19 protein-coding genes are annotated in these 21268 nt (G+C 52.5%); 12 read left to right on the forward strand and 7 right to left on the reverse strand.

Annotated elements, in window-relative coordinates:
- Nucleotides 1-82 precede the first annotated feature (82 nt).
- From ACW73I_RS18530 to ACW73I_RS18540, 3 genes are all read left to right on the forward strand, one after another.
- Nucleotides 83-3178 carry an efflux RND transporter permease subunit gene (locus tag ACW73I_RS18530; protein ID WP_458030920.1) on the forward strand — a complete coding sequence of 1032 codons (3096 nt, stop codon included), beginning with the start codon at nucleotides 83-85 and terminating at the stop codon, nucleotides 3176-3178.
- A 417-nt stretch (nucleotides 3179-3595) separates the two neighbouring features.
- On the forward strand, nucleotides 3596-4465 hold the full coding sequence (locus ACW73I_RS18535; RefSeq protein ID WP_458030921.1) for a hypothetical protein: 870 nt from the start codon (nucleotides 3596-3598) through the stop codon (nucleotides 4463-4465).
- 257 nt (nucleotides 4466-4722) lie between these two features.
- Complete coding sequence (locus tag ACW73I_RS18540) at nucleotides 4723-5193, forward strand: hypothetical protein (RefSeq protein ID WP_458030922.1); 471 nt, start codon at nucleotides 4723-4725, stop codon at nucleotides 5191-5193.
- 89 nt (nucleotides 5194-5282) lie between these two features.
- On the opposite strand, the gene ACW73I_RS18545 is transcribed toward ACW73I_RS18540, so the two are convergent.
- Together ACW73I_RS18545 and ACW73I_RS18550 are read right to left on the reverse strand one after the other, a co-directional pair.
- Nucleotides 5283-5585 carry a type II toxin-antitoxin system RelE/ParE family toxin gene (locus tag ACW73I_RS18545; protein WP_458030923.1) on the reverse strand — a complete coding sequence of 101 codons (303 nt, stop codon included), beginning with the start codon at nucleotides 5583-5585 and terminating at the stop codon, nucleotides 5283-5285.
- Complete coding sequence (locus ACW73I_RS18550) at nucleotides 5585-5824, reverse strand: type II toxin-antitoxin system ParD family antitoxin (RefSeq protein WP_458030924.1); 240 nt, start codon at nucleotides 5822-5824, stop codon at nucleotides 5585-5587. The genes ACW73I_RS18545 and ACW73I_RS18550 overlap by 1 nt, the downstream gene beginning before the upstream one ends.
- 943 nt (nucleotides 5825-6767) lie before the next feature.
- Between ACW73I_RS18550 and ACW73I_RS18555 the strand changes: the two genes are divergently transcribed.
- The 6 genes from ACW73I_RS18555 to ACW73I_RS18580 all read left to right on the forward strand — a co-directional run bounded on the left by ACW73I_RS18555 (nucleotide 6768) and on the right by ACW73I_RS18580 (nucleotide 11855).
- Nucleotides 6768-7079 carry a hypothetical protein gene (locus tag ACW73I_RS18555; RefSeq protein ID WP_458030925.1) on the forward strand — a complete coding sequence of 104 codons (312 nt, stop codon included), beginning with the start codon at nucleotides 6768-6770 and terminating at the stop codon, nucleotides 7077-7079.
- Nucleotides 7080-7498: 419 nt separating this feature from the next.
- On the forward strand, nucleotides 7499-8284 hold the full coding sequence (locus ACW73I_RS18560) for a dienelactone hydrolase family protein (protein WP_458030926.1): 786 nt from the start codon (nucleotides 7499-7501) through the stop codon (nucleotides 8282-8284).
- Between the two features lie 36 nt (nucleotides 8285-8320).
- On the forward strand, nucleotides 8321-8728 hold the full coding sequence (locus ACW73I_RS18565) for a DUF4186 domain-containing protein (protein ID WP_458030927.1): 408 nt from the start codon (nucleotides 8321-8323) through the stop codon (nucleotides 8726-8728).
- Nucleotides 8729-8821: 93 nt separating this feature from the next.
- On the forward strand, nucleotides 8822-10360 hold the full coding sequence (locus tag ACW73I_RS18570) for a thymidine phosphorylase family protein (protein WP_458030928.1): 1539 nt from the start codon (nucleotides 8822-8824) through the stop codon (nucleotides 10358-10360).
- A gap of 2 nt (nucleotides 10361-10362) precedes the next feature.
- Complete coding sequence (locus ACW73I_RS18575; protein WP_458030929.1) at nucleotides 10363-11238, forward strand: ribose-phosphate diphosphokinase; 876 nt, start codon at nucleotides 10363-10365, stop codon at nucleotides 11236-11238.
- A gap of 140 nt (nucleotides 11239-11378) precedes the next feature.
- Nucleotides 11379-11855, forward strand: coding sequence for a low affinity iron permease family protein (locus ACW73I_RS18580; RefSeq protein WP_458030930.1), 477 nt, complete (start codon nucleotides 11379-11381; stop codon nucleotides 11853-11855).
- 161 nt (nucleotides 11856-12016) lie between these two features.
- Here the strand turns inward: ACW73I_RS18580 and ACW73I_RS18585 are convergent, their stop codons facing one another.
- The 4 genes from ACW73I_RS18585 to uvrB all read right to left on the reverse strand — a co-directional run bounded on the left by ACW73I_RS18585 (nucleotide 12017) and on the right by uvrB (nucleotide 16950).
- Complete coding sequence (locus ACW73I_RS18585) at nucleotides 12017-13192, reverse strand: DUF1624 domain-containing protein (RefSeq protein ID WP_458030931.1); 1176 nt, start codon at nucleotides 13190-13192, stop codon at nucleotides 12017-12019.
- 99 nt (nucleotides 13193-13291) lie between these two features.
- Nucleotides 13292-14593 (reverse strand): cobyrinate a,c-diamide synthase, encoded by a 1302-nt coding sequence (locus ACW73I_RS18590; protein WP_458030932.1) that lies wholly within the window; start codon nucleotides 14591-14593, stop codon nucleotides 13292-13294.
- Between the two features lie 9 nt (nucleotides 14594-14602).
- On the reverse strand, nucleotides 14603-14818 hold the full coding sequence (locus ACW73I_RS18595; RefSeq protein WP_458030933.1) for a TraR/DksA C4-type zinc finger protein: 216 nt from the start codon (nucleotides 14816-14818) through the stop codon (nucleotides 14603-14605).
- Nucleotides 14819-14853: 35 nt separating this feature from the next.
- On the reverse strand, nucleotides 14854-16950 hold the full coding sequence (uvrB, locus tag ACW73I_RS18600) for an excinuclease ABC subunit UvrB (RefSeq protein WP_458030934.1): 2097 nt from the start codon (nucleotides 16948-16950) through the stop codon (nucleotides 14854-14856).
- A gap of 68 nt (nucleotides 16951-17018) precedes the next feature.
- Here uvrB and ACW73I_RS18605 point away from each other — a divergent pair, with 68 nt between their 5' ends.
- Nucleotides 17019-17549: a putative metalloprotease CJM1_0395 family protein gene (locus ACW73I_RS18605; protein ID WP_458030935.1), complete on the forward strand. Its 531-nt coding sequence runs from the start codon at nucleotides 17019-17021 to the stop codon at nucleotides 17547-17549.
- Nucleotides 17550-17724: 175 nt separating this feature from the next.
- Here the strand turns inward: ACW73I_RS18605 and ACW73I_RS18610 are convergent, their stop codons facing one another.
- Nucleotides 17725-18000 (reverse strand): PilZ domain-containing protein, encoded by a 276-nt coding sequence (locus tag ACW73I_RS18610; protein ID WP_458030936.1) that lies wholly within the window; start codon nucleotides 17998-18000, stop codon nucleotides 17725-17727.
- A gap of 295 nt (nucleotides 18001-18295) precedes the next feature.
- Here ACW73I_RS18610 and mrcB point away from each other — a divergent pair, with 295 nt between their 5' ends.
- Both mrcB and lolA read left to right on the forward strand, forming a co-directional pair.
- Nucleotides 18296-20641: a penicillin-binding protein 1B gene (gene mrcB / locus ACW73I_RS18615; RefSeq protein ID WP_458030937.1), complete on the forward strand. Its 2346-nt coding sequence runs from the start codon at nucleotides 18296-18298 to the stop codon at nucleotides 20639-20641.
- A 5-nt stretch (nucleotides 20642-20646) separates the two neighbouring features.
- Nucleotides 20647-21264, forward strand: a complete 618-nt coding sequence (gene lolA / locus ACW73I_RS18620; RefSeq protein ID WP_458030938.1) for an outer membrane lipoprotein chaperone LolA — start codon at nucleotides 20647-20649, stop codon at nucleotides 21262-21264.
- Nucleotides 21265-21268 lie beyond the last annotated feature (4 nt).

Raw genomic sequence — 21268 nt, forward strand, 5'->3', positions numbered from 1 at the left:
CCGATCTAGAAATGTCTTGATCTGTGAGATCAAGACATTTCTGCAGACGCTATAAGACTAGTTTATCGTTTCTTTAAATTCCATGCTTGCCACCTTAATCCGTTTTTCGATTCGCCATTCGGGCATTATTGTTACTTTAGCCTTGTTGCTACTGGTTTACGGTAGCTATCGTTTTATCAGCGCTGGCCTGGATATTTTTCCGGAATTTGCACCCAAAAGGGTCATTATCCAAACGGAAGCGCCCGGGTTGGCAGCCGAGCAGGTGGAAACCCTGGTGACTCAGCCAATCGAAACGGCGATTCGCCCTTTGATCGGTTTAGCGGCCTTACATTCCGAATCGATTCAAGGTTTGTCTATCGTGACGGCGACCTTCACCGACGACAGCGATATTTACCGTAATAGACAATTGGTTAGTGAACGATTAGCCAGCGTCGGGCAAAAATTACCGCCGGGTATCGGTATACCGGTAGCCGTGCCGCTGTCGTCTTCGTCCGCCACTGTTTTGACCATAGGACTCAACTCCGACAGTCTTTCGCCGATGGAACTGCGCAGCTTTGTGGATTGGACGCTAGCGCCGCGTCTATTAGCCACGCCCGGCGTAGCTGACATCAATGTGTTTGGTGGCGATGTTCAGCAACTGCAAGTGCAGGTCAAACCGGATGCCTTGCGGCGTTTCAATTTGGCCATAGACGATGTAGTGCAAGCCGCTGCGAGCGCAGCCGTGATCAAAGGCGCCGGTTTCATAGAAAACAACAACCAGCGTTTTACCTTACAGGTTAGCGGTCAGCCGGCGAATCCCGAACAATTCAAATCCTTGGTCATTAAGCGTCAGAATGGCGCAACCATCACCTTGGCCGATGTAGCCGAGGTCCGCTATGGCACCGAACCGCCAATCAGCGCCGCGCAAATTATGGGCAAGCCCGGCATCGTCATGATGGTGATCGGCCAATATGGCGCCAACACCTGGTCGGTATCGCGTCAGGTCGAAAATGTATTGGCCGGTTTTGAACCGGTATTCCAACAACAGGGCATTATGTTTTATCCCCATTTGTTTAGACCGGCCGATTATATCGAAACCTCGGTGCAAAATTTGGCCGGGCATTTGTTGATCGGCGGCTTGTTCGTGGTTGCGGTATTGTATTTGTTCTTGTTCAACTTCCGGAGCGCTTTTATCGCCGCGCTGGCGATACCGTTGTCGCTGGTGTCGGCGGTCATCGTATTGCTGGAAATGGGCGTTAATCTAAATATCATGGTGCTCGGAGGCTTGGCCATCGCATTGGGCGAGGTAGTCGATGATGCCATCATCGATACCGAAAATATCTTCCGGCGATTACGGGAAAACCGGCTGAAAACCCGCCCGGATTCGGTCGCGACGGTGATTCAGCAAGCCTCGCTGGAGGTGCGCGGCTCGGTGGTCTATGCCAGTTTCATCGTGGCTTTGGTGTTCGTGCCGCTATTGACCTTGGGTGGCGTGGCCGGGCGCTTGTTTTCGCCTCTGGGCTATTCCTATATCTTGGCGATATTGATGTCATTGCTGGTGGCGCTGACGCTGACCCCCGCCTTATGCCGCCTGCTGCTGCACGGCCGTGTATCGGAAGGAGCCGATCCGCCTTTGATCCGATGGTTAAAGCCGCGCTACGCAACATTTTTATCTTGGGTCATGCGGCATTTTCGTTTGGTTGCCATGGCTTGTGTAATCGCCTGTGTGCTGGGTATCGCGGCTTTTTTGCGTTTGGATCACAAATTTCTGCCGGAATTGAGGGAAGGGCATTTCATCGTGCATACCGCTAGCGTGCCCGGCACCTCGTTGCAGGAGTCGATTCGGGTCGGCAGTTTGCTGACCGAGCGGTTCATGGAAGTCCCCGGCGTGGAGTCGGTGTCGCAATGGGCCGGACGGGCCGAGCGCGGCGCCGATACCTACGGCAGTCATTACAGCGAATACGAAGTACGCTTGAAACCTTTGTCCGGTGCCGAGCAGCAGCGGGTGCTGGATAGCTTGCGCGAGATTTTGGAGGCCTTCCCCGGCATCAACTACGAGGCCAATACCTTTTTGACCGAGCGGGTCGACGAAACCATCTCCGGCTACACTGCCGCGGTGGTTGTGAACGTTTATGGTAACGATTTGGCTATCTTGGATGCCAAAGCGCAAGCCGTCGCCAAATTAATGGAAACTTTGGACGGTGCCGAAGATGTACAAATGCGTTCGCCGCCGGCTACTTCGATGATAGAAGTCCATTTAAATTTAGAGCAGCTCAAGTTTCGCGGCATTAGCCCGGAACAGCTGATGTCGGTGCTGCAAACGGCCTACGAGGGCACCATTGTCGGCAAGAATATCTTAGGGAATCGCGTCTTTAACGTGACGGTGACCTTGCCCCACGAGCTGCGTTCGCGCGCCGAGTCCTTGCAACAATTGGCGCTGAAAAACGCCGACGGCGAGCGGGTATTATTGGGGGAAGTGGCCGACATTCGCCACACCGAAGGCCGATACAACATACTGCATCAAGGCGCATTGCGAGCGCAAACCGTGACTTGTAACGTTGACGACCGCGATATGGATGAATTCATGCAGGAACTAAAAAGCCGGATGTTCAAGGAAATCGAATGGAGCAGCGCCAGCTACCCGGAATTCATCGGTGCGGCGATGGAGCAATCGGCAGCCCGCAAGGCGTTGATCATGCATTCATTACTGGCCGGAGTCGGTGTGTTGATCTTTATTTACATCGCACTGGGTAGCGTGCGGCACGTCGGTTTAACATTGCTAAACCTCCCGTTTGCGCTATTGGGCGGCGTGGCCGCGGTAGTCGTTACCGATGCCTCATTGTCGGTCGGCTCGTTCGTCGGATTCGTGACCTTGTTCGGCATCACTGTGCGTAACTGCATCATGCTGATTTCGCATTATCGGCATTTAATCGAGCATGAAGGCCAGGTCTGGTCCGCCGCCACTGCATTACGCGGCGCCCAGGAACGCTTGCCGCCCATCCTGATGACCGCCTTGGTCACCGCGCTGGCAATGCTACCCATCGCCTTCGACAGCGACAACCCCGGCAGGGAAATCATGGGGCCGATGGCCGCCATCATCATCGGTGGCTTGGTTTCGTCCACCGTATTAAATCTGCTGCTATTGCCTGCGATTTTACTGCGGTATGGACGGTTTGAGGAGGAAGCGATCAAATCATAAAACAAACCTATGCTTTAGACCCTATGGCAAACGGGCCGAATAGTCTATTGTGTCCTAAGATCGCACGAATAGCGTATTTTAGATAATGATTTAAATCGGCAATTCGGCCTACCGATCGCAACCTTGTCGGCAATACGTCATCGCGCTAAACTGGCCAAGGCGCCGAGGCGTAGATAAAACAATAGACGTTTGCAGTTTAGGGGTATGCGCTGATATTTAACCAAACACTGCCAATAATTTATTTTTGATTTTTTTAAAAAAACGCATTATTTAAATATAAGAACCTAACAAAAGTCTCATGTATTGTATCCGCCTCGACTTGGCGTTGCGTGAGAGAAAACAAAGAATGCTTGGCGATTCATTGCTAAGGCCTAGTTGGTCAACAGATATTAAAATGACTTATCGGTAACTTGTTAAATGATAGAGATAATATCCGCATTGCAAAAAACGCCATTGCCAACGATTTTAATATTCGCCGGCATTTTTTTTCTGATTTTGTCGGTTTCCGGCGATATTGCCGGCAAGATTAGGGTTCCGCTAGAACGGCAAAAGCTTGCCGGCATTATCGGATTTTGTTTATTGTTAATCGGAGTCAGCTTAAATTTTCCGGCCGAGTTAACCAAGCCATGGTTATCCGAAACCGAAAAGCAAAATAATTCCAAAGAGAATGCCCGTATTGAGGATAACGATAAAAAACGCAATTTACTAAGTCAGGCCAAAGCCTGGTCTCCTATCGGCGTGGAGACTTTTGTCGATAATAACAACGGCTGGGTTGTCGGCAAATATGAAGACGACAACTCTACGGTATTTCGGGAAATAAACAGCGGCCGTTATCGTTGGCAGGCAAATTTTAAAAAAAGTTGGATGACATGGGACGCCCCGGTTTTCGATCCTGCCAGCGACTTTTTTTTCGCAGTTGATGTCAAATTGGTTAATGGCCCTAGAAATAATATAGGCATGGGTTTTTTGTTCAGGCGTACCCAGGATAATTACTATTATTATAAAATCACGGACACGCAATTTTTTTCGCTATATTCCAGGCAGGAAAATCAGTGGAAAACCTTAATTCCGTGGACTTTTGTCAAATCGGTCAAGCCCGGCTTATATAACCGCATCGGCGTTATAGCACAAGGTCCCGAATTGCATTTGTTTATAAATGATATTGAAGTTGGCTATTTTGAAGATTCAACCAACTATAACGGTAATGTGATTCTAACCATCGAAAGTACCGAGGATAGCGAGGCTGTTGTCGATTTCGATAACATCGAATTCCGGCGGCCGGATTAAGTTTCCTTAATCCCTAGGAGATCAATATCAGAGTTGGTTTGTGTTTCCTCTGTTGTTCATCAATTTTTCCGCCTAGGCTGCCTTGCGCGAAGAAAACGTCGAATTTCGCGCCGGCAATATCGCCATGAAGGGTTATTTGGCTTGGGATGATGCTAAGGGGGAGAAACAGCAAGTAGCCTGGATGAAACGAACTGCAATCCGGGATTAGCTTTGCAAGCGCACGTTGGCCGATAAACTTTGTAAGCAAGGGGGGGCGGATGCAAACCGAATCCGAAAATTTAAGCTCAAGGTTACGCCGCGCAACATTGGCTTTAGGCGTGTTGCAGATTCTATTCGGTTGTCTGGTCGGTTTTATTCCGCCGCCGGCGGTCGCCTGGTTTCGCGGTATTATGATGGCCCATATCGAGTTTACCGCCAACGGCGTGCTGATGGTGGTCTTAGGTTTGTTGGTCCATGAATTGCGCTTGGCGGCCACTACATTAAAGGTCTGGTTTGTCTCCTTGCAAATCGGCACGTGGACGAACGGCGCGGCTGGCTTGGCGGCCGCGTTCCTTGGCTCATCTTCGGAATTGATGCCGACCATCAATCAACGGTTTCCGCCGCCGCACGGCACCGATAGCGCCGTTGTTTCCGGTTTGCTGCTGGTTTGCAGCCTTACGATCGTGTTAGCCCTGGTTCTGACGGTTTACGGTTTGCTTTGCCGGCGCGCTGGTTCGGATCGCGGCTGACTTTGAGCGGGCGAATCGGGATGATATACGGAAGACTATTGGAATAGAATGGATTTTCCCGGTAGATGCCCGGAAACTTTATAATTACCTTATGGCGCATTTAGGTGAGGTTTTGCATCCATTCTTTTGTGAAGAACCCGAACAATTTCAATTTTGCTTTCCGACAGCGTTCGGTAAAAAACGATGTGGCTGGTAACGGGAAATTTTCGGTAGCCTATTTTTATGTAGTCGCAAGCAATGCCAATATCCGGAGTATCAGCAAGCAAATGAAAAGCATCGTCAAATTGTTTCAAGTAAATTCGTCGTTGTTCTTTGCCCCATTTCCTTTGGGTGCATGCAGCAATGGACTTTAGGTCAGATTTGGCTTGGTTGGTAAGCTGAAATGTACCCATTAACCAAGCTCATCATCCAGTTCGTTCATGAGGCCTTCATAGCTGTACTCAGCCGTGCCACTGTTTTCGCCCTCTTCAAGCAAGCGTCGGAGTGCGGCGATCTTGTGTTCGTTGTCTTCAAGCATTCTAAGGCCCGCACGTACCACTTCGCTGGCAGAGGCATAGCGCCCCTCTGCGATTTGTTGGGCTATAAAACCATCAAAGTGGTCACCAAGGGTCATACTGGTGTTTTTGGCCATGTCAGGGTGCCTCAAATATCAAATATGGGTATTTAATGGTATAAAACCATAACCAACGGGTCAACTTGACCGTCAAACGCTACGCTCCTTTCGTCGCTACGAATATTTGGGGTCAGAGTAAATTTTATATGTAATAGTCATGTGGCGGCGGACGATTTGCCTCGCAAATTGAAGTATTAATCAATAGACGAATGAACGCCAGAATACCGGGGCGGCCGGGGAAACTGTAGCAAGGGAAATAAATGTTACTCTGACCCTGAATATTGTTCTGACACTTTACGGTTTGCTTTGCCGGCGCGCCGGTTCGGGATTGCGGCTGATTTTGAGCCGGACGGGGTTTGCAAGCCCGTCCTGAACCTTTTCACTATGTACCAAGGCAAATCAAAACGTTCGGGGTATGGGTGGTTTGATCGGGCGAATTAGGATGATATACGGAAATAAAAAGGCTTTTTAAATTATAAGGCTATTGGAATAGAATAGATTTTCCCGGTAGATATCCGGATATGTCGCGGAGTAATAGAATGACCAAGGAAAAATTCATGTTCAATTGCCATGTCTGTGGAGGCTCTTATCAGCATGGCCCACACAGATACGAAGGTCACGGACTCAATCTATATGGCGGTCTCTCAGTCTGTGATAAATGCTGGGAGAGTAACCATGATGGGTGGGCACAGCACTACGAAAATATCCTTCTCGCTCATCTCAGAGAAAAAGGTCTCCCCGTGCCTGAAAGGAATGCAAAGGGCCTTCTTCCTCGTGAATAGACTCTTCACTATGGCTGGTAAAGTATCGCCCAACCCGGCAGTTGATAGGAACTGCGCAAAAGTGTGCAGCCCCTCACTGTTACGTAAGCCTTCTCAAAACGCATCGGCTATGTCGCCCTCATCAGTCAAATATCCAAACCACGAGATCCGTCCATACTAATTTAACGTAGCGAAACATCATGAAATTTGTAATATTCGTACTCATCATAATTCTTGGTTATCGAGTTCTTCAACTCGAGTCAGAGTTGAAAAATGTATCTCGGAACACAGCGATCGCGGTACTTTCCGCTGAGGCGGCCAATGACAAAATCGGTGCATTTGCTCCTTACTTCGCACCTGACAAAGATAAGTTCATTAAAGCGTGGTTTGATAGCGTGAATATGCCCATCGCTGTATTCCCGGACGAAGTGCTCACGCCCATCAAGCAAGAGCTTGAGGAAAAGAGAGCAGGTAAGGAAGCCCAGCAACTCAAGGCTACGCTATTCAAATAAACATGCCAATCCATCATAGCTTTAAAGGTGGTGGCAGTTTGGCTTCGGTAGCTATTGCTTGGTCTAACAAGTCGGTCAAAGGGACGCGCCGCTCGTTAGCGGTTTTCAAGTTCTGTTTTTTATCAAGATTCGGCGGCTTCATTTTAGCTCAGTGAGCGGCGCGCCCCTTACCGTAACGTTATGCTTCTTTAGCTGACGTTTAATAAGGCCGTAAGGTGCAATCGTAGGGTGTCGAGGCGTAGCCGTATTGCGCCGCTGCTGGCTTTTATCACTCGCCGTATGACGCTATCGCTAATAGGCTCTACGCGGGCTGACGCTGGGGACTCGATTTTCGACAATGGCGTATCGTTTTATTCGGGTCTGCCGGTCGGCGAAACGCTGTAGTATCACGTCAGTTTAATTCTATTTGGGAGAACAGCATGAGAGTTGCCATATTCGTTTGCCTCTTGTTTGTCAGCGTCCAAACCCAGGCCGCCTTGCGCGAAGAAAACGTCGAGTACCGCGCCGGCGATACCGTCATGAAGGGTTATTTGGTTTGGGACGATGCCAAGGGGGAGAAACAGCCCGGTGTTTTGGTGGTGCACGAATGGTGGGGTTTGAACGACTACGCGCGGATGCGGGCGCGCATGTTGGCGGAGCTGGGTTATACCGCGCTGGCGGTCGACATGTACGGCGGCGGCAAGCACAGCGAGCATGCCAAGGACGCCAAGGCGTTCGTCAAAAGCGTCAATGAACAACAGGGTCTTGCCCGGCAGCGATTCGTGGCGGCTAAAGCATTCCTCATAAGCCGGCCGACTGTCGCTAAAGATAAGGTCGCGGCGATCGGTTATTGTTTTGGCGGCGCTACCGTGCTCAACATGGCGCGCTTGGGCGTCGATCTCAATGCCGTGGTCAGTTTTCACGGCAATTTGGAAACAGACACGCCGGCCGAAAAGGGCAAGGTTAAAGCCAAAATCCTGGTGTTGAACGGTGCCGAAGACCGGTTCGTCACGCCTGAAAGCATCGCGGCGTTTAAGAAGGAAATGGGCGATGCCGCCGCCGACTACCAATTCGTCAATTACCCCGGCGTCATACACGGTTTCACCAATCCCGACGCGGACCGATTGGGCAAAGCCAACGACTTGGCGGTGGCTTATGACGCAGAGGCGGACAAGCAGTCATGGGCCGCCATGCGGCAGTTGTTCAAGGATGTTTTCGGTGATTAGTTTCAGTGTTACCGAGCGATACCGGAATGGCTGGTGATGAGAGAACTTGATGAACTGTTTGTTGCGTTATCGCATTCCGATTTTCGCAGCAAGCAGCATCTGAAAGGCAAGGATTTGCAATATTTGTATGATAAAGGCATGCCGTTGGTACTGAGTCATGCGCGTGATTTTATTGGCAAGCGTTTAGCGCCGGCGGTGATCGCTAACGATGGCAAACAAACCCCTTTCAGGGGTCATCCGGTATTCGTCGGACAACATGCCACGGCCTGTTGTTGCCGGGGATGTTTGCAGCAATGGCACGGCATAGCGCCGGGGCGGGAACTGACGGCGGACGAACAGGATTACCTAATCGAGGTGCTGGCGCATTGGCTAAACATGGAACTTGAGCGTTTCGGCCAAATTCCGGACTTGGGCCCGAAACAAATGAGCCTGCCGGGCTTTTGAACGGCCGGTGTCGGCCCAATTACGCTGTCTCGGGTTGACAATTACGGCGGCAAGCAAGATGATCAAGCCAGTTTTCTTCGGTCTTGAGCATTCATGAGCAACGACACGCTGCAAATCCGCCGTATCGGCATCGATACCTACCACGAAAACGTGGCCTATTTGAACCGGGAATGCGCGATATACCGGGCCGAAGGTTTTCAGGCGTTATCGAAAATCGAAGTCTGTGCCAACGGTACCCGGTTGTTGGCGGTGCTGAATGTGGTCGACGACTATTCCATCGTTCAGCCCGGCGAATTGGGCCTTTCCGAGCAGGCTTTCGAGCAGCTCAATATCGCCGAGCATGCGCTGGTAACGGTCGATCATGCCGAAAACCCCGAATCCATGGATGCCGTGCGGCGCAAGATCAACGGCGAACGTTTGAACCAGGATGACTTCGACAGTATCGCCAAGGACATTGCCGATACGCGCTATTCGAAAATGGAGATGGCGGCTTTCTTGGTGGCTACCGGTCAGAACAATCTTGACCGGGACGAATTGCTGTATCTGACCCGCGCGATGTTGAATTCCGGGGAGCGCATGAATTGGCACGAACCGCAGGTCGTGGATAAGCATTGCATCGGCGGGATACCCGGCAACCGCACCTCGATGCTGGTCGTGCCGATCGTCGCCGCGCACGGCATGTTGATCCCTAAAACGTCCAGTCGGGCGATCACTTCGCCGGCAGGTACCGCCGATACCATGGAAGTGTTGGCCGAGGTCAATCTGCCGCCCGACAAATTACATGAAATAGTCCGGCAATACCGCGGCTGCTTGGCTTGGGGCGGCACCGCGAAGTTAGCGCCGGTCGACGACTTATTGATTTCGGTCGAGCGTCCGCTCGGTATCGATTCGCAAGGTCAGATGGTCGCGTCGATTTTGTCCAAGAAGCTGGCGGCCGGCTCCACGCACTTACTGGTCGATATTCCGGTCGGACCGACTGCCAAAGTCAGATATATGCGGCAAGCCTTGGCTTTACGCAAATTGTTCGAATTCGTCGGAGACCGCCTGAACATCCATTTGGAAGTGATGATTACCGACGGTCGCCAGCCTATCGGCCGCGGAATAGGTCCGGTGCTGGAGGCGCGCGATATCATGCAAGTGCTGGAGAATCACCCCGACGCGCCGTTCGATTTGAGACAGAAGTCGCTGCAATTGGCCGGACGCATCATCGAGTTCGATCCCGATGTCAGGGGCGGCCAGGGCTACGCGATCGCAAGAGACATCCTGGATTCGGGACGCGCGATCGCAAAAATGAACGACATCATTCAGGCGCAGGGCGCCAAAGCGATCGATTTGACGCCGGGCAGCCTCTGCCATGAGGTACTGGCCGAGCAAACCGGCATCATCATCAATATCGACAATTTCCAGATGGCGAAAATCGCCCGCATTGCCGGTGCGCCGATAGAAAAGAAGGCGGGGGTCGAATTATTGAAAAAATTGGGCGAAAACGTTGCGGAAGGCGAACCGATTTACCGCATCCACGCGGAATTTCCGGCGGATTTTAATTTCGCGAAAAAGCTCGCTACGCTAAGCTCCGCTTATACGATCGGCAAAGAAGAGCATGTGCTGAAACCCTTGGTACCTTTCCATTAACGATGCGCGTTCTCACGTTTCCGGATTACCGACCTCAGGGCGAACGTTTGGCCGCGGAACTGGGCGTTCCCTTCGATATTGTCGAACTGCACCGTTTTCCCGACAGCGAAAGCCTGATTCGGTTACCGCCCGGCTTGCCGGAGCATGTGGTGCTGTGTCGCAGCCTGAATCAACCGAACGATAAATTGATCGAGCTGCTGTTGTTTTCGCGTACGGCTAGAGAGCTAGGCGCAAAACGCATTACATTGGTGGCGCCCTATTTATGTTATATGCGTCAAGACATCGCCAACCGTCCCGGCGAGGCGGTCAGTCAACGTATCGTCGGCCGCATGCTGGCGGAACTGTTCGACGACGTCATCACCGTCGATCCGCATTTGCACCGCATTTCGCGCTTGGATCAGGCGATTCCGATCGCCAATGCGATCAGCGTTTCGGCCGGCCGTGTGATCGGCGATTTTTTGAAACAGCGCCTGACGCGGGCGATTTTACTGGGACCGGACCAGGAATCCGAACAATGGGTTTCCGGAATCGCCCGATCAATCGGTTTCGAGTACGGGGTGGCCAGCAAAATCAGGCACGGCGACCGGCAGGTGGAGATTACATTGCCGGACTTGGATTTTGCCGGACAGGCAGTCGTCATTGTCGACGATATGGCCAGCACGGGTAGAACCATGGCACGGAGCGCGGCTTTGTTGGCCGAAGCGGGCGCCGGCGCGCTCTACGCCGCGGTTACACATCCCTTATTTTACGAGGATGCCGAGGCGAAGATTCGGTCGGCCGGAATAAAAGAGATCTGGAGTACCGACAGCATAGCGCATAGGACATCGTGTATCAGGCTGGCAGCGTTGTTGAGTTCGGCGGTTAAAAGGATTTTGTAGCCGACCCCGTCAAGCTGTTTTATGTTATGACTTCCCCGGCGGACCGATTAAGCCGAGTGCTGTCCACCGTCTTTTATTTGAGATGCAGTTAAATCATAATCCAACGATACTAAAACAACTAAAAAGAGAGGAGGAACGTGATGGTGAACGAAAAAAACTTGATCGAATTGGCCGGTAAAGCCAAGGCATGGGTAGAAGAACAATGGCGCAATAAGAAATATTGGAACGCCAAGTTCGATCGTTTCGCTCGTTTCGGCGCCAAGATCAGCGGCCGGCCGCTCGCCTTCAATATCGCCATCGCATTGGTCTTTGTCTGGTTGATTAGTGGCCCTATCTTCGGATTCAGCGATACCTGGCAATTGGTGATCAATACCGCAACCACGATTATCACCTTTCTGATGGTGTTTTTGATCCAGCACACCCAGAATCGCGATACCGACGCGCTGCAAGTCAAGTTGGACGAGCTGATTCGCGCGGTGGAAGGCGCGAACAATGCGCTATTGGACCTGGAGGAACTGGAAGAAGAAGAGCTGGAAATATTACGCACCCAATACGCTCAACTGGCGCGCGAAGCCAGACGAATCAAGGGCAGCGACGAATCGGGTACGGCGGAATAGGGTCATGCCGAGACTATTCGGTCTCGACCCCGCTACCTTTCTGGCCCGCATCGGCGGCATATCCCTCCGCGGCCGGAATCCGGCCGCTATCGTCAATATTGCCGGTAGTGATTGCGTTTAAATTCATCGATAAGCCAAGCATTCAGGCTGCGTCCCGCTTCTTACAGATAGTTCAGCCACTTCCAATGCGGTTTATGCCGTTTGGCGGCTTCGAAACCGTGGCAGAGCATGTACATAATAGACAACATGACGAGCCATATCAGATAAACGACCGGCAAGCTGTAGCCGTAATCCTTGGGTAATGTCGGCGACCAGATGCCGCCGCCGGCAATCGCCGACACCGGCCCGTCGGTAAAATACGCCAGCGCCACGGCCGACCCGTGAATCAAATATAAATGCAGCAGATAGAAAAACAGCGGGCATCGGCCGAAAAGCTGTAAGACACCGAATCGCCTGGGCGATGCGTTTTCCAGCAAGGCCAAGACCACGACGGCAGGCCCCAAGGTCATCAACAGATACAACAATGAAGGCGGATATTTATGGCAATTTAGGAAGGATAATACCGTGAAGACGGGATCGGGATAGGCTTGCCAGGGGTCGGGGTCGCCATAGATATTGCTGTAGCGTAGGGCGATGAACATGGCGGTCAGCGAAAAACCCAACAGAAAAAGGCGTTTTCGGGTGCGCCATTGGCTTAGGCTGATCCATTTGCCGAAACCGTAGCCCACGGCCATCACGCCTATCCACGGGATCAAAGGGTAATAGGGGTTTATCATCCAGCCGTCGAATAAAGGCACGTCGCCGCCCGTATGCAGTACGGACCACCAGGGGCCGAACCAACCCAGTTCTGCCGGTTGCACGGCGTCGAAGGCGTTATGCGAGCCTATCATCAATAGCCCAAACGAAACGATCCAAGCCAGCGGTAAATTGACCAGAGCGGCCAATACGATCATGGACCAGGCGATGGCCCACAGCACGCCGCCGTCGATTTCGCGGAAATCGTTGTAAAAGTTCCACGACCAGGCCTCGACAGTGCAGGTCAACAACAATAAAAACAACCCCCGGTCCAACAGGAAGCGGCTGATCGGTGCGTCCGGCCCCCGTCGCGAAGCCCAAAGGAAAGCGCTGGCACCGGCTAGAAACACGAACACCGGCGCGCAATAGTGAGTGATCCAACGGGTCAGAAATAAGGCGATATTGGTTTTGTCGAGATCGGTGGGGCTGAAATGCGCATCGCTGAAAAAATCGCGGGTGTGGTCCAGCGTCATCAGCACCATGACCAGGCCGCGCAGGATGTCGATAGAATGTAATCGGCCTGATGGAGAATGGTTGCTCATAATAAAATCTGAGGTGTAAAAGGGGCAGTATTGCCAGCATGGATACGTTTGGTTAAGCCGGATAGTGCGGTTCTGAACATAGATCCGTTTTTCGAATATTCACCGGAAAAGCGCCGCTGCTTGCTCCGGGTTGAACGGGAAGTACAGATGCAGATAAGAGGCTTGCAAAGAGTCCTTGCGATAAAAGCCTTCGGCCTTGCTACGCTGGCGCTGCGGCACTGAGTGCGCGAAAGCCTGCATATCGGTTTCCAATTGCGAATGATGAAAACTGTGGCCGCGAAGTTCGCCGTGCTCGAGCCGCAATGCATGCATACCCAGGTTGACCAGCCGGTCTTGCATGCGGGCATGGCCCGGCAACAAGCCGACCATCTCCGCTTCGCGGCCTTCCTTGTCGCTCAAGCTTTTCAACAGATACAGGAAACCGCCGCATTCGGCGTAAATGGCTTTGCCGGCTCGATGATGGTTGCGCAAGGCTGTTTTCATCGCGTCGTTAGCCGCGAGTTCTTGTAGATGCAATTCGGGATAGCCGCCGGGCAAATAGACGCCGTCTGCGTCGGGTAGGGCGGTGTCGGCCAGCGGCGAAAAAAACCGCAGTTCCGCGCCCATGGCTTCCAGACAGTCGAGATTAGCTTGATAGAGGAACGAAAACGCGGCGTCGCGGGCCACCGCGATGCGCTTGCCGGTCAACAGTCGCGGTGTTTGAGTTGTTTCATCGGAATGGAATGGGACCGGCACAGGCAAACGGCACGGAGCGAATTCCGTTAACAATTCGGCGGCGCGTTGCAGGCGTTGCTCCAGGCCGGCGATTTCGCCGGCTTGCCACAGGCCCAAATGCCTGGACGGCAGGCTTGCCGCCGGGTCGTCGGCCATAGCAGCCAACAGCGGCAAGGTTTCGGGTAAAGCCTCTTGCAGCCACCTGGCATGCCCGGGCCCGGCCACTTTGTTGGCGATGACGCCCGCCGATCGCAAGCCGGGCCGGTAATTGGCCAAGCCGAAGGCCACGGCGGCGAAAGTCTGCGCCATGCCTTGCGCATCGATGACGATGGCGACCGGCAGATCCAGCGTTTGCGCCAAATCGGCGCTACTGCTGTCGCCGTCGTATAAACCCATCACACCTTCTATCAAGATCAAATCGGCATCGGCGCCGGCGCGATACAGCAAGTCGCGGCAATGCGTTTCCCCCATCATCCATAAATCCAGTTGATAAACCGGATTGCCCGATGCTTGTGCCAATATCTGCGGATCGATGAAGTCCGGGCCGGCTTTGAACACGCGCACTTTCCGGCCTAGTCCGCGGTGATAGTAAGCCAGAGCGGCGGTTACGGTGGTTTTGCCTTGGCCCGATGCCGGCGCGCCGATCAGCATGGCCGGACAGTGTCTGGCGGTGGATATAAAAGTCATCGCGCCGAATTACCGGGTTTTTTCCAGCTTGGTTTGGCAAGGCAGGCAATATTTGCAGGCGACGGCTTTTCTGCGCGCTTCGGGAATCGGCTCGCCGCATTCCTCGCATTCGGTGGCCGACTCGCCTTGATACATGGCTTTGCGGGTTTCGGCGACGAACAATTCGGTCATTTTTTCCATGCGTTCGGCGATCGCGTCGGCACCGCCGGCCCAGGCTGTTGACATCGTGATTTCCTCCTGATCTGATCGGACGGCGTAGCTTATACCACCATTTCCGCCTGCAGCAATTTGATTTGATCCCTGACCCGCGCGGCATCCTCGAATTCCAGATTTCTGGCATGGTGGTACATTTTTTCTTCCAGTTGCTTTAACAGCTTGGAGGCCTGCTTCGGCGTCATGGCTTTGTATTCGGCTGCGGGTTCGGCCACTTTGGCCTTTACGTTTGCGATCGAAGCGCCGGCGCCGGGGATGGACAGTTCCATGATGTCGGTGACGGATTTGTACACGGTTCTGGGCGTGATGCGGTGCACTTTGTTGAATTCGATCTGCTTGTTGCGGCGGCGTTCGGTTTCGTCCATGGCCTGTTGCATCGATCGGGTGATCTTGTCGCCGTACAAAATCACCTTGCCGTTGACGTTGCGGGCCGCGCGGCCTATGGTTTGGATCAAAGAAGTCAGCGAACGCAAGAAACCTTCCTTGTCGGCGTCCAGAATCGCCACCAACGAGACCTCCGGTATGTCCAAGCCCTCGCGCAATAGGTTGATGCCGACCAGTACATCGAACACGCCCAAGCGCAGGTCGCGGATGATTTCCACCCGTTCCACGGTTTCGATGTCGGAATGCAGGTAACGCACCTTGATATTGTGATCCATCAAATAATCGGTCAAATCTTCCGACATGCGTTTGGTCAGGGTCGTGACCAAGACCCGTTCCTGCATGGCGACGCGCTTGTTGATTTCCGACAGCAAATCATCCACCTGCGTCGTGGCAGGACGAACTTCCACCGCCGGGTCGACCAGGCCGGTCGGCCGAGCCACTTGTTCGATCACGGCGCCGGAATGCTCTTTTTCGTAAGGACCGGGCGTGGCCGATACGTAAATGCGCTGGCCGCAGGCTTGCTCGAATTCCTCAAAGCGGAGCGGACGGTTTTCCAAGGCCGACGGTAGACGGAAGCCGTATTCGACCAGGGTTTCCTTGCGCGATCGGTCGCCTTTGTACATCGCGCCGATCTGCGGTACCGTGACGTGGCTTTCGTCTATCACGACTATGGCATCCTTGGGCAGATAGTCGAACATGGTCGGCGGTGACTCGCCTTCGCCGCGGCTGGACAAATGGCGGGAGTAGTTTTCGATGCCGGAGCAATAGCCGACTTCCAGTATCATTTCGATATCGAACAGCGTGCGCTGCTCCAGACGCTGGGCTTCGACCAGTTTGTGGTTATCGCGTAAGTGCTCCAGGCGTTCGGCCAGTTCCAGCTTGATTTTCTCGACGGCGATCAATAATTGTTCGCGCGGCGTCACGTAATGGCTTTTCGGGTAAATCGTGAAACGCGCCAATCGTTGCGTGACTTCGCCGGTCAAGGGGTCGAACATCGACAGGCGCTCGATTTCGTCGTCGAACAGTTCGATGCGCAAGGCCTGCTCTTCCGACTCGGCCGGAAACACGTCGATGACGTCGCCGCGCACCCGGTAGGTCGCGCGGCGCAGTTCGGTGTCGTTGCGGGTGTATTGCATTTCGGCCAGACGGCGCAGGATGTCGCGCTGCTTGATGATGTCGCCGCGCACCAAATGCATTACCATTTGGAAATAGGATTCCGGTTCGCCCAAGCCGTAGATCGCCGAAACGGTGGCGACGACGACGGTATCGCGCCGCTCCAGCAGGGCCTTGGTGGCCGACAGCCGCATCTGCTCGATGTGTTCGTTCAACGAGGCGTCCTTGTCGATGAAGGTATCCGAGGCCGGGATGTAGGCTTCGGGCTGGTAGTAATCGTAATAGGACACGAAATACTCGACGCTGTTTTCCGGAAAGAACTCCTTCATCTCGCCGTATAGTTGGGCCGCTAGCGTCTTGTTGGGCGCCAATATCATGGCCGGCCTTTGGGTGCGCTCGATGACGTTGGCGATCGTGAAAGTCTTGCCCGATCCGGTCACGCCAAGCAGCGTTTGATGTACTTCGCCATCGTTGATGCCTTCCACCAGCCGGCCGATCGCTGCGGGTTGATCGCCCGCAGGCTGATAGCGGCTGTGGATTTTGAAGGGTTTCTGGTGAATTCGCGTCGGAGCTTGAACCGGTTTGCTCTCCGGGATAATGCCGGTTATGGCCGACTGACTGATTTCCATGCGCCGTTTGCCGGACATCGGATTGCCTCTAAAGTAGGATCTAATTTGTACAAATTACTGATTCGGCGTACTATTTGCAACCGTCCGTGATAAAAAATCGAGGTTGCGCCATGCAGGTATCCGGCTCGCCTTATACCAGTGCCGGTTTCTCCGCTCGCTATCGGCCCAAAGCCAGTGTTGCACAAGAAAACGCGCCGAAACCGATCGCGCCGGTCGATAATATAAGCGAAATAAATCAAGACCAACAGCGCCAACTGCAAATCCTTAAGGATAGAGATAGGGAGGTTAGGAACCACGAACAAGCCCATTTGAGCGCGGCGGGCGGACTCGCGGTCAGCGGGGCGAGTTTTCAGTTTGCTACCGGTCCTGACCGGCAACGTTATGCGGTGGGCGGCGAAGTCAGCATAGATACGTCGGCGGTGGCGAATGATCCGGCGGCCACGTTACGAAAAGCTGAAATGATACGCCGCGCCGCGTTGGCGCCGGTGCAGCCGTCGGCGCAAGATTATAATGTGGCGAACCGAGCGGCGGCGATGGCGAATAAAGCCAGAGTGGATTTATTGCGGGATACGCCCGATTTCATTCGGACAGGCTCGCGCGTCAATATTCGTGCTTAGGATTTGGCCAAAAACAACTTCCCGTTTTGCCGGTGCGAACCCGGGGCATACCGAATGAGGAACGCCGTGAACCCTTCCATGGGAGCTTGACGGCAGCGTCCTTGCTGCCGACATCCTCACTCGGTACGTCCCCAGCGACTATTGCCATATCGGGAAGTTATTTTGGACGATATCCTTAGTCGGGTTTGATAAACTCGGCCGCAACACCAACCCCCGTTTGGACACGAACGATTTTGGCGGTTTGTATCGGTGCGTTCTCAAATTCCGTGGTTTGCACTTGCATCAGGGTTCCTATTTCTAAATTAGGCATATCAGGCCAAAGCAAAAAAAGGCCGCCTTCGGAAAAATCATGCATTTCGAGAACAAAGTCATTGGAAAAGCCCTCAATATTCGCCCTAATTTTAGCTCGATGCTGCAGTCGTGGATGTTGTCGGTGGTCTTTACCGGTCACAATATTCACTATGATAAGTTAATTAAAATTTAAGGGTTGCTATCTATGGTTGACGCCGCGCTGGCAAATCGCTCCGATCAACGAATGATGATGAACGCGTACGTCCCATTCAGTTCTCATTGTATAGTATGGCAAAATATCCGTGTCAATTTTCCGTGGAATTCGTCCGGTAAAATGCTAAGTCGGTGAGTTTTTAAAATCACTTCATCGCACTCGATAATGGTTTGACGGATAATGGATCCTGATTGGATACAATTGTTTATGTATCTTTAACTAGCTTTAAGCTCATATTTGAATGGCAAGACGACCTAGACCTAAACCACGAACTCGATCAAAAACTTCATCGCGACGCAGAAAAAGTAAAGTCCATTCGTCATGGTGGCTAACGGCTTTAGTCTCGTTGCTGCTAGCCGGCGGATTCGTGTTGTTCGTTTATGTCGGTTTTCTAGACCACGGCGTTCGAGAACAATTTGAAGGGAAGCGCTGGTCTATTCCGGCCAGGGTATATGCCAGCCCTACCGAGCTTTACACCGGCTTGGATTACAGCGCAAAAAACTTGGAGAACCTGCTAGTCCAATTGCACTATCGGCAGGATGACAAGTTAGCGGGCGAGGGCGCTTATTTTGCCAAGGCAGGTCAGATTAGCCTGAAAACACGAGCATTTAATTTCGGCGATAACGAAGAGGAAAGTCGTAAGGTCGATATTCATTTCGTTGGCGGCACGATTTCCAGCATTATTGATTCCAAGACGGGCAGTGATATTGCCATTCTGCGCATGGAACCCGTGCAAATAGGAAGTTTCTATCCCAGGCTTAAGGAGGATAGAATCCTAATCAAACTGGAGGATGCTCCGCCAACTTTGATTCAGGGTTTACTTTCGACCGAGGACAGGGATTTCTACCACCATTTCGGAATATCGCCGAAAGGCATTGCCCGGGCGATGTGGTCCAATATCAAAGCGGGGGGCATGGTTCAAGGCGGGAGTACGATCACGCAGCAGTTGGTTAAAAACTTTTTTCTGCATCCGAAGCGGACCTTGAGGCGGAAGCTCAAGGAAATGCTGATGTCATTTATCTTGGAATATCGTTACAGCAAAGACGAAATACTCGAAGCTTATCTGAATGAAATTTTTCTGGGGCAAGACGGTGCGAGCGCGGTACACGGTTTTGGCTCCGCAAGCGAATTTTATTTCGGTCAATCGATAAAAACGCTCAATTTGCCGCAAGTGGAGACGCTGGTGGCTTTAGTCCGGGGGCCATCCGAGTATGACCCGCGCCGCCATCCGGAACGTACGCTGGAGCGCCGCAATTTGGTTTTGGATGCCATGCTGGCGGAAGGCTACATCAGTGCCGATCAAGCCGGCGAGGCTAAGAAGCAAGCTTTGTCCGTGGCGGCGGTGACTCATCGCTCGGCGAACCGTTATCCCGCTTTCATCGATTTGGTTAAGCGCCAATTGAAACAAGAATACAAGGAAGAAGATCTGACGTCGGAAGGCTTGCGTATCGTAACGACATTGGATACGCGAGTCCAGGACACCTTGGAACGCTCGATGGCCGATAAGCTGGTAAAATTGGAAAAGCGTCCTAAGAGTAACGACCTGGAGAGCGCTGCGATTGTTACCCGTCGCGATAGCGGTGAAATCGTCGCTATGGCCGGATCGCGTGACGCGTCCGATACGGGGTTCAACCGGGCCTTGGATGCGGTTAGACCGATAGGCTCGTTGATCAAGCCGGTGGTTTACCTGACGGCTTTGGAATATCCCGACCGTTACACCATCATTACACCGGTAAGCGATACGCGGCTGGCGATCCCGGCCGAGAAGGGTAAATTCTGGTCGCCGGATAATTACGACCACCATGAACACGGCGTCATACCATTGCATACCGCCCTGACCAATTCCTACAACATGGCGACGGTCAGAATAGGTATGGATATCGGTTTGGCTCGAATAGCAAACAATCTGAAGCACATGGGGGTTAATCGAAAAATCGAACAATATCCTTCCATGCTGTTAGGCGCGGCGGCGTTAACCCCGTTGGAAGTCACCCAGGTATATCAAACATTGGCGGGAGACGGTTTTGCGACGCCGTTACGCTCGATACGTGCCGTGAACGCCGCGGACGGTAAAGCGTTGCAGAGTTATCCCCTGACGGTGCGACAAGTCGTCGATCCGGCGGCAACCTATATTACCAATACGATTTTGCAAGACGTGATGCGTATCGGTACCGGACGCTCGGCCTATAGCTATATGCCGCCGCAGATGAATTTGGTCGGCAAGACCGGTACCACCAACGAAATGCGCGATAGTTGGTTTGCCGGGTTTAGCGGCGATTATCTATCGGTGGTTTGGGTCGGACGGGACGACAATAAATCGACCGGCCTGACCGGAAGTAGCGGCGCTTTGCAAATCTGGGCGGAACTGATGCGGCAAATTACTGTCAGGCCGGTGCAATTAGTGGTGCCGGATAATGTCGGTATGAAATGGATAGATTCCAATACGGGCGGGCTGACGGCCGAGAATTGTCCGAACGCAACGCTATTACCGTTCGTGGAAGGTTCTGAACCGATGGAATACGCTGAATGCGGTTCGTCGGAGTCAGATGCGGCCGAGTCCTGGTTTGAACACTTAAATCCTTTTTAATTACAATGAAGAAATTCCTAGGTATCTGTATTCTATTGCTGGTTGTTTTTAACGCATGGGCGGAAGATTCGGCCATCGACCAGCTCAAAGCGTTTCTGAAAACAAGTGCTTCATTATCGGCCGACTTTAAGCAAGTCACTTTTAACAAGGCCGGACAAGTATCACAGACCAGTACGGGGCAATTTTATTTGAGCAGGCCGGGTAAGTTTCGCTGGAATTATCTGAAGCCGTATACTCAAGAAATTGTTTCAAGCGGCGGGAAAGTTTGGTTTTATGACGCCGACCTGGAGCAAGTTACCGTTAAACGATTAGATGATTCCTTAGGTTCTACTCCTGCGTTATTGCTTACGGGCGAGGTCGATATCGACGAAAAATTTAATTTGGAAGAGCAGGGTAATGAAGACGACTTGAATTGGGTGCGCCTATCGCCCAAGAATGAAGAAAGCGGGTTTAAATATATTTTGATTGGCATAAGCCACGGCCAGTTAGGCGGGATGGAATTAAGCGATAATTTCGGCCAATTGACCCGTATTTATTTTTCCAATATTAAGCTCAATCCGGTTTTAAACGATGCGCTATTTAACTTTTCGCCGCCTAACGGTGTCGATGTATTCGAAAATTGATAGC

This window comes from Methylomonas sp. MgM2 (genome assembly GCF_054172045.1).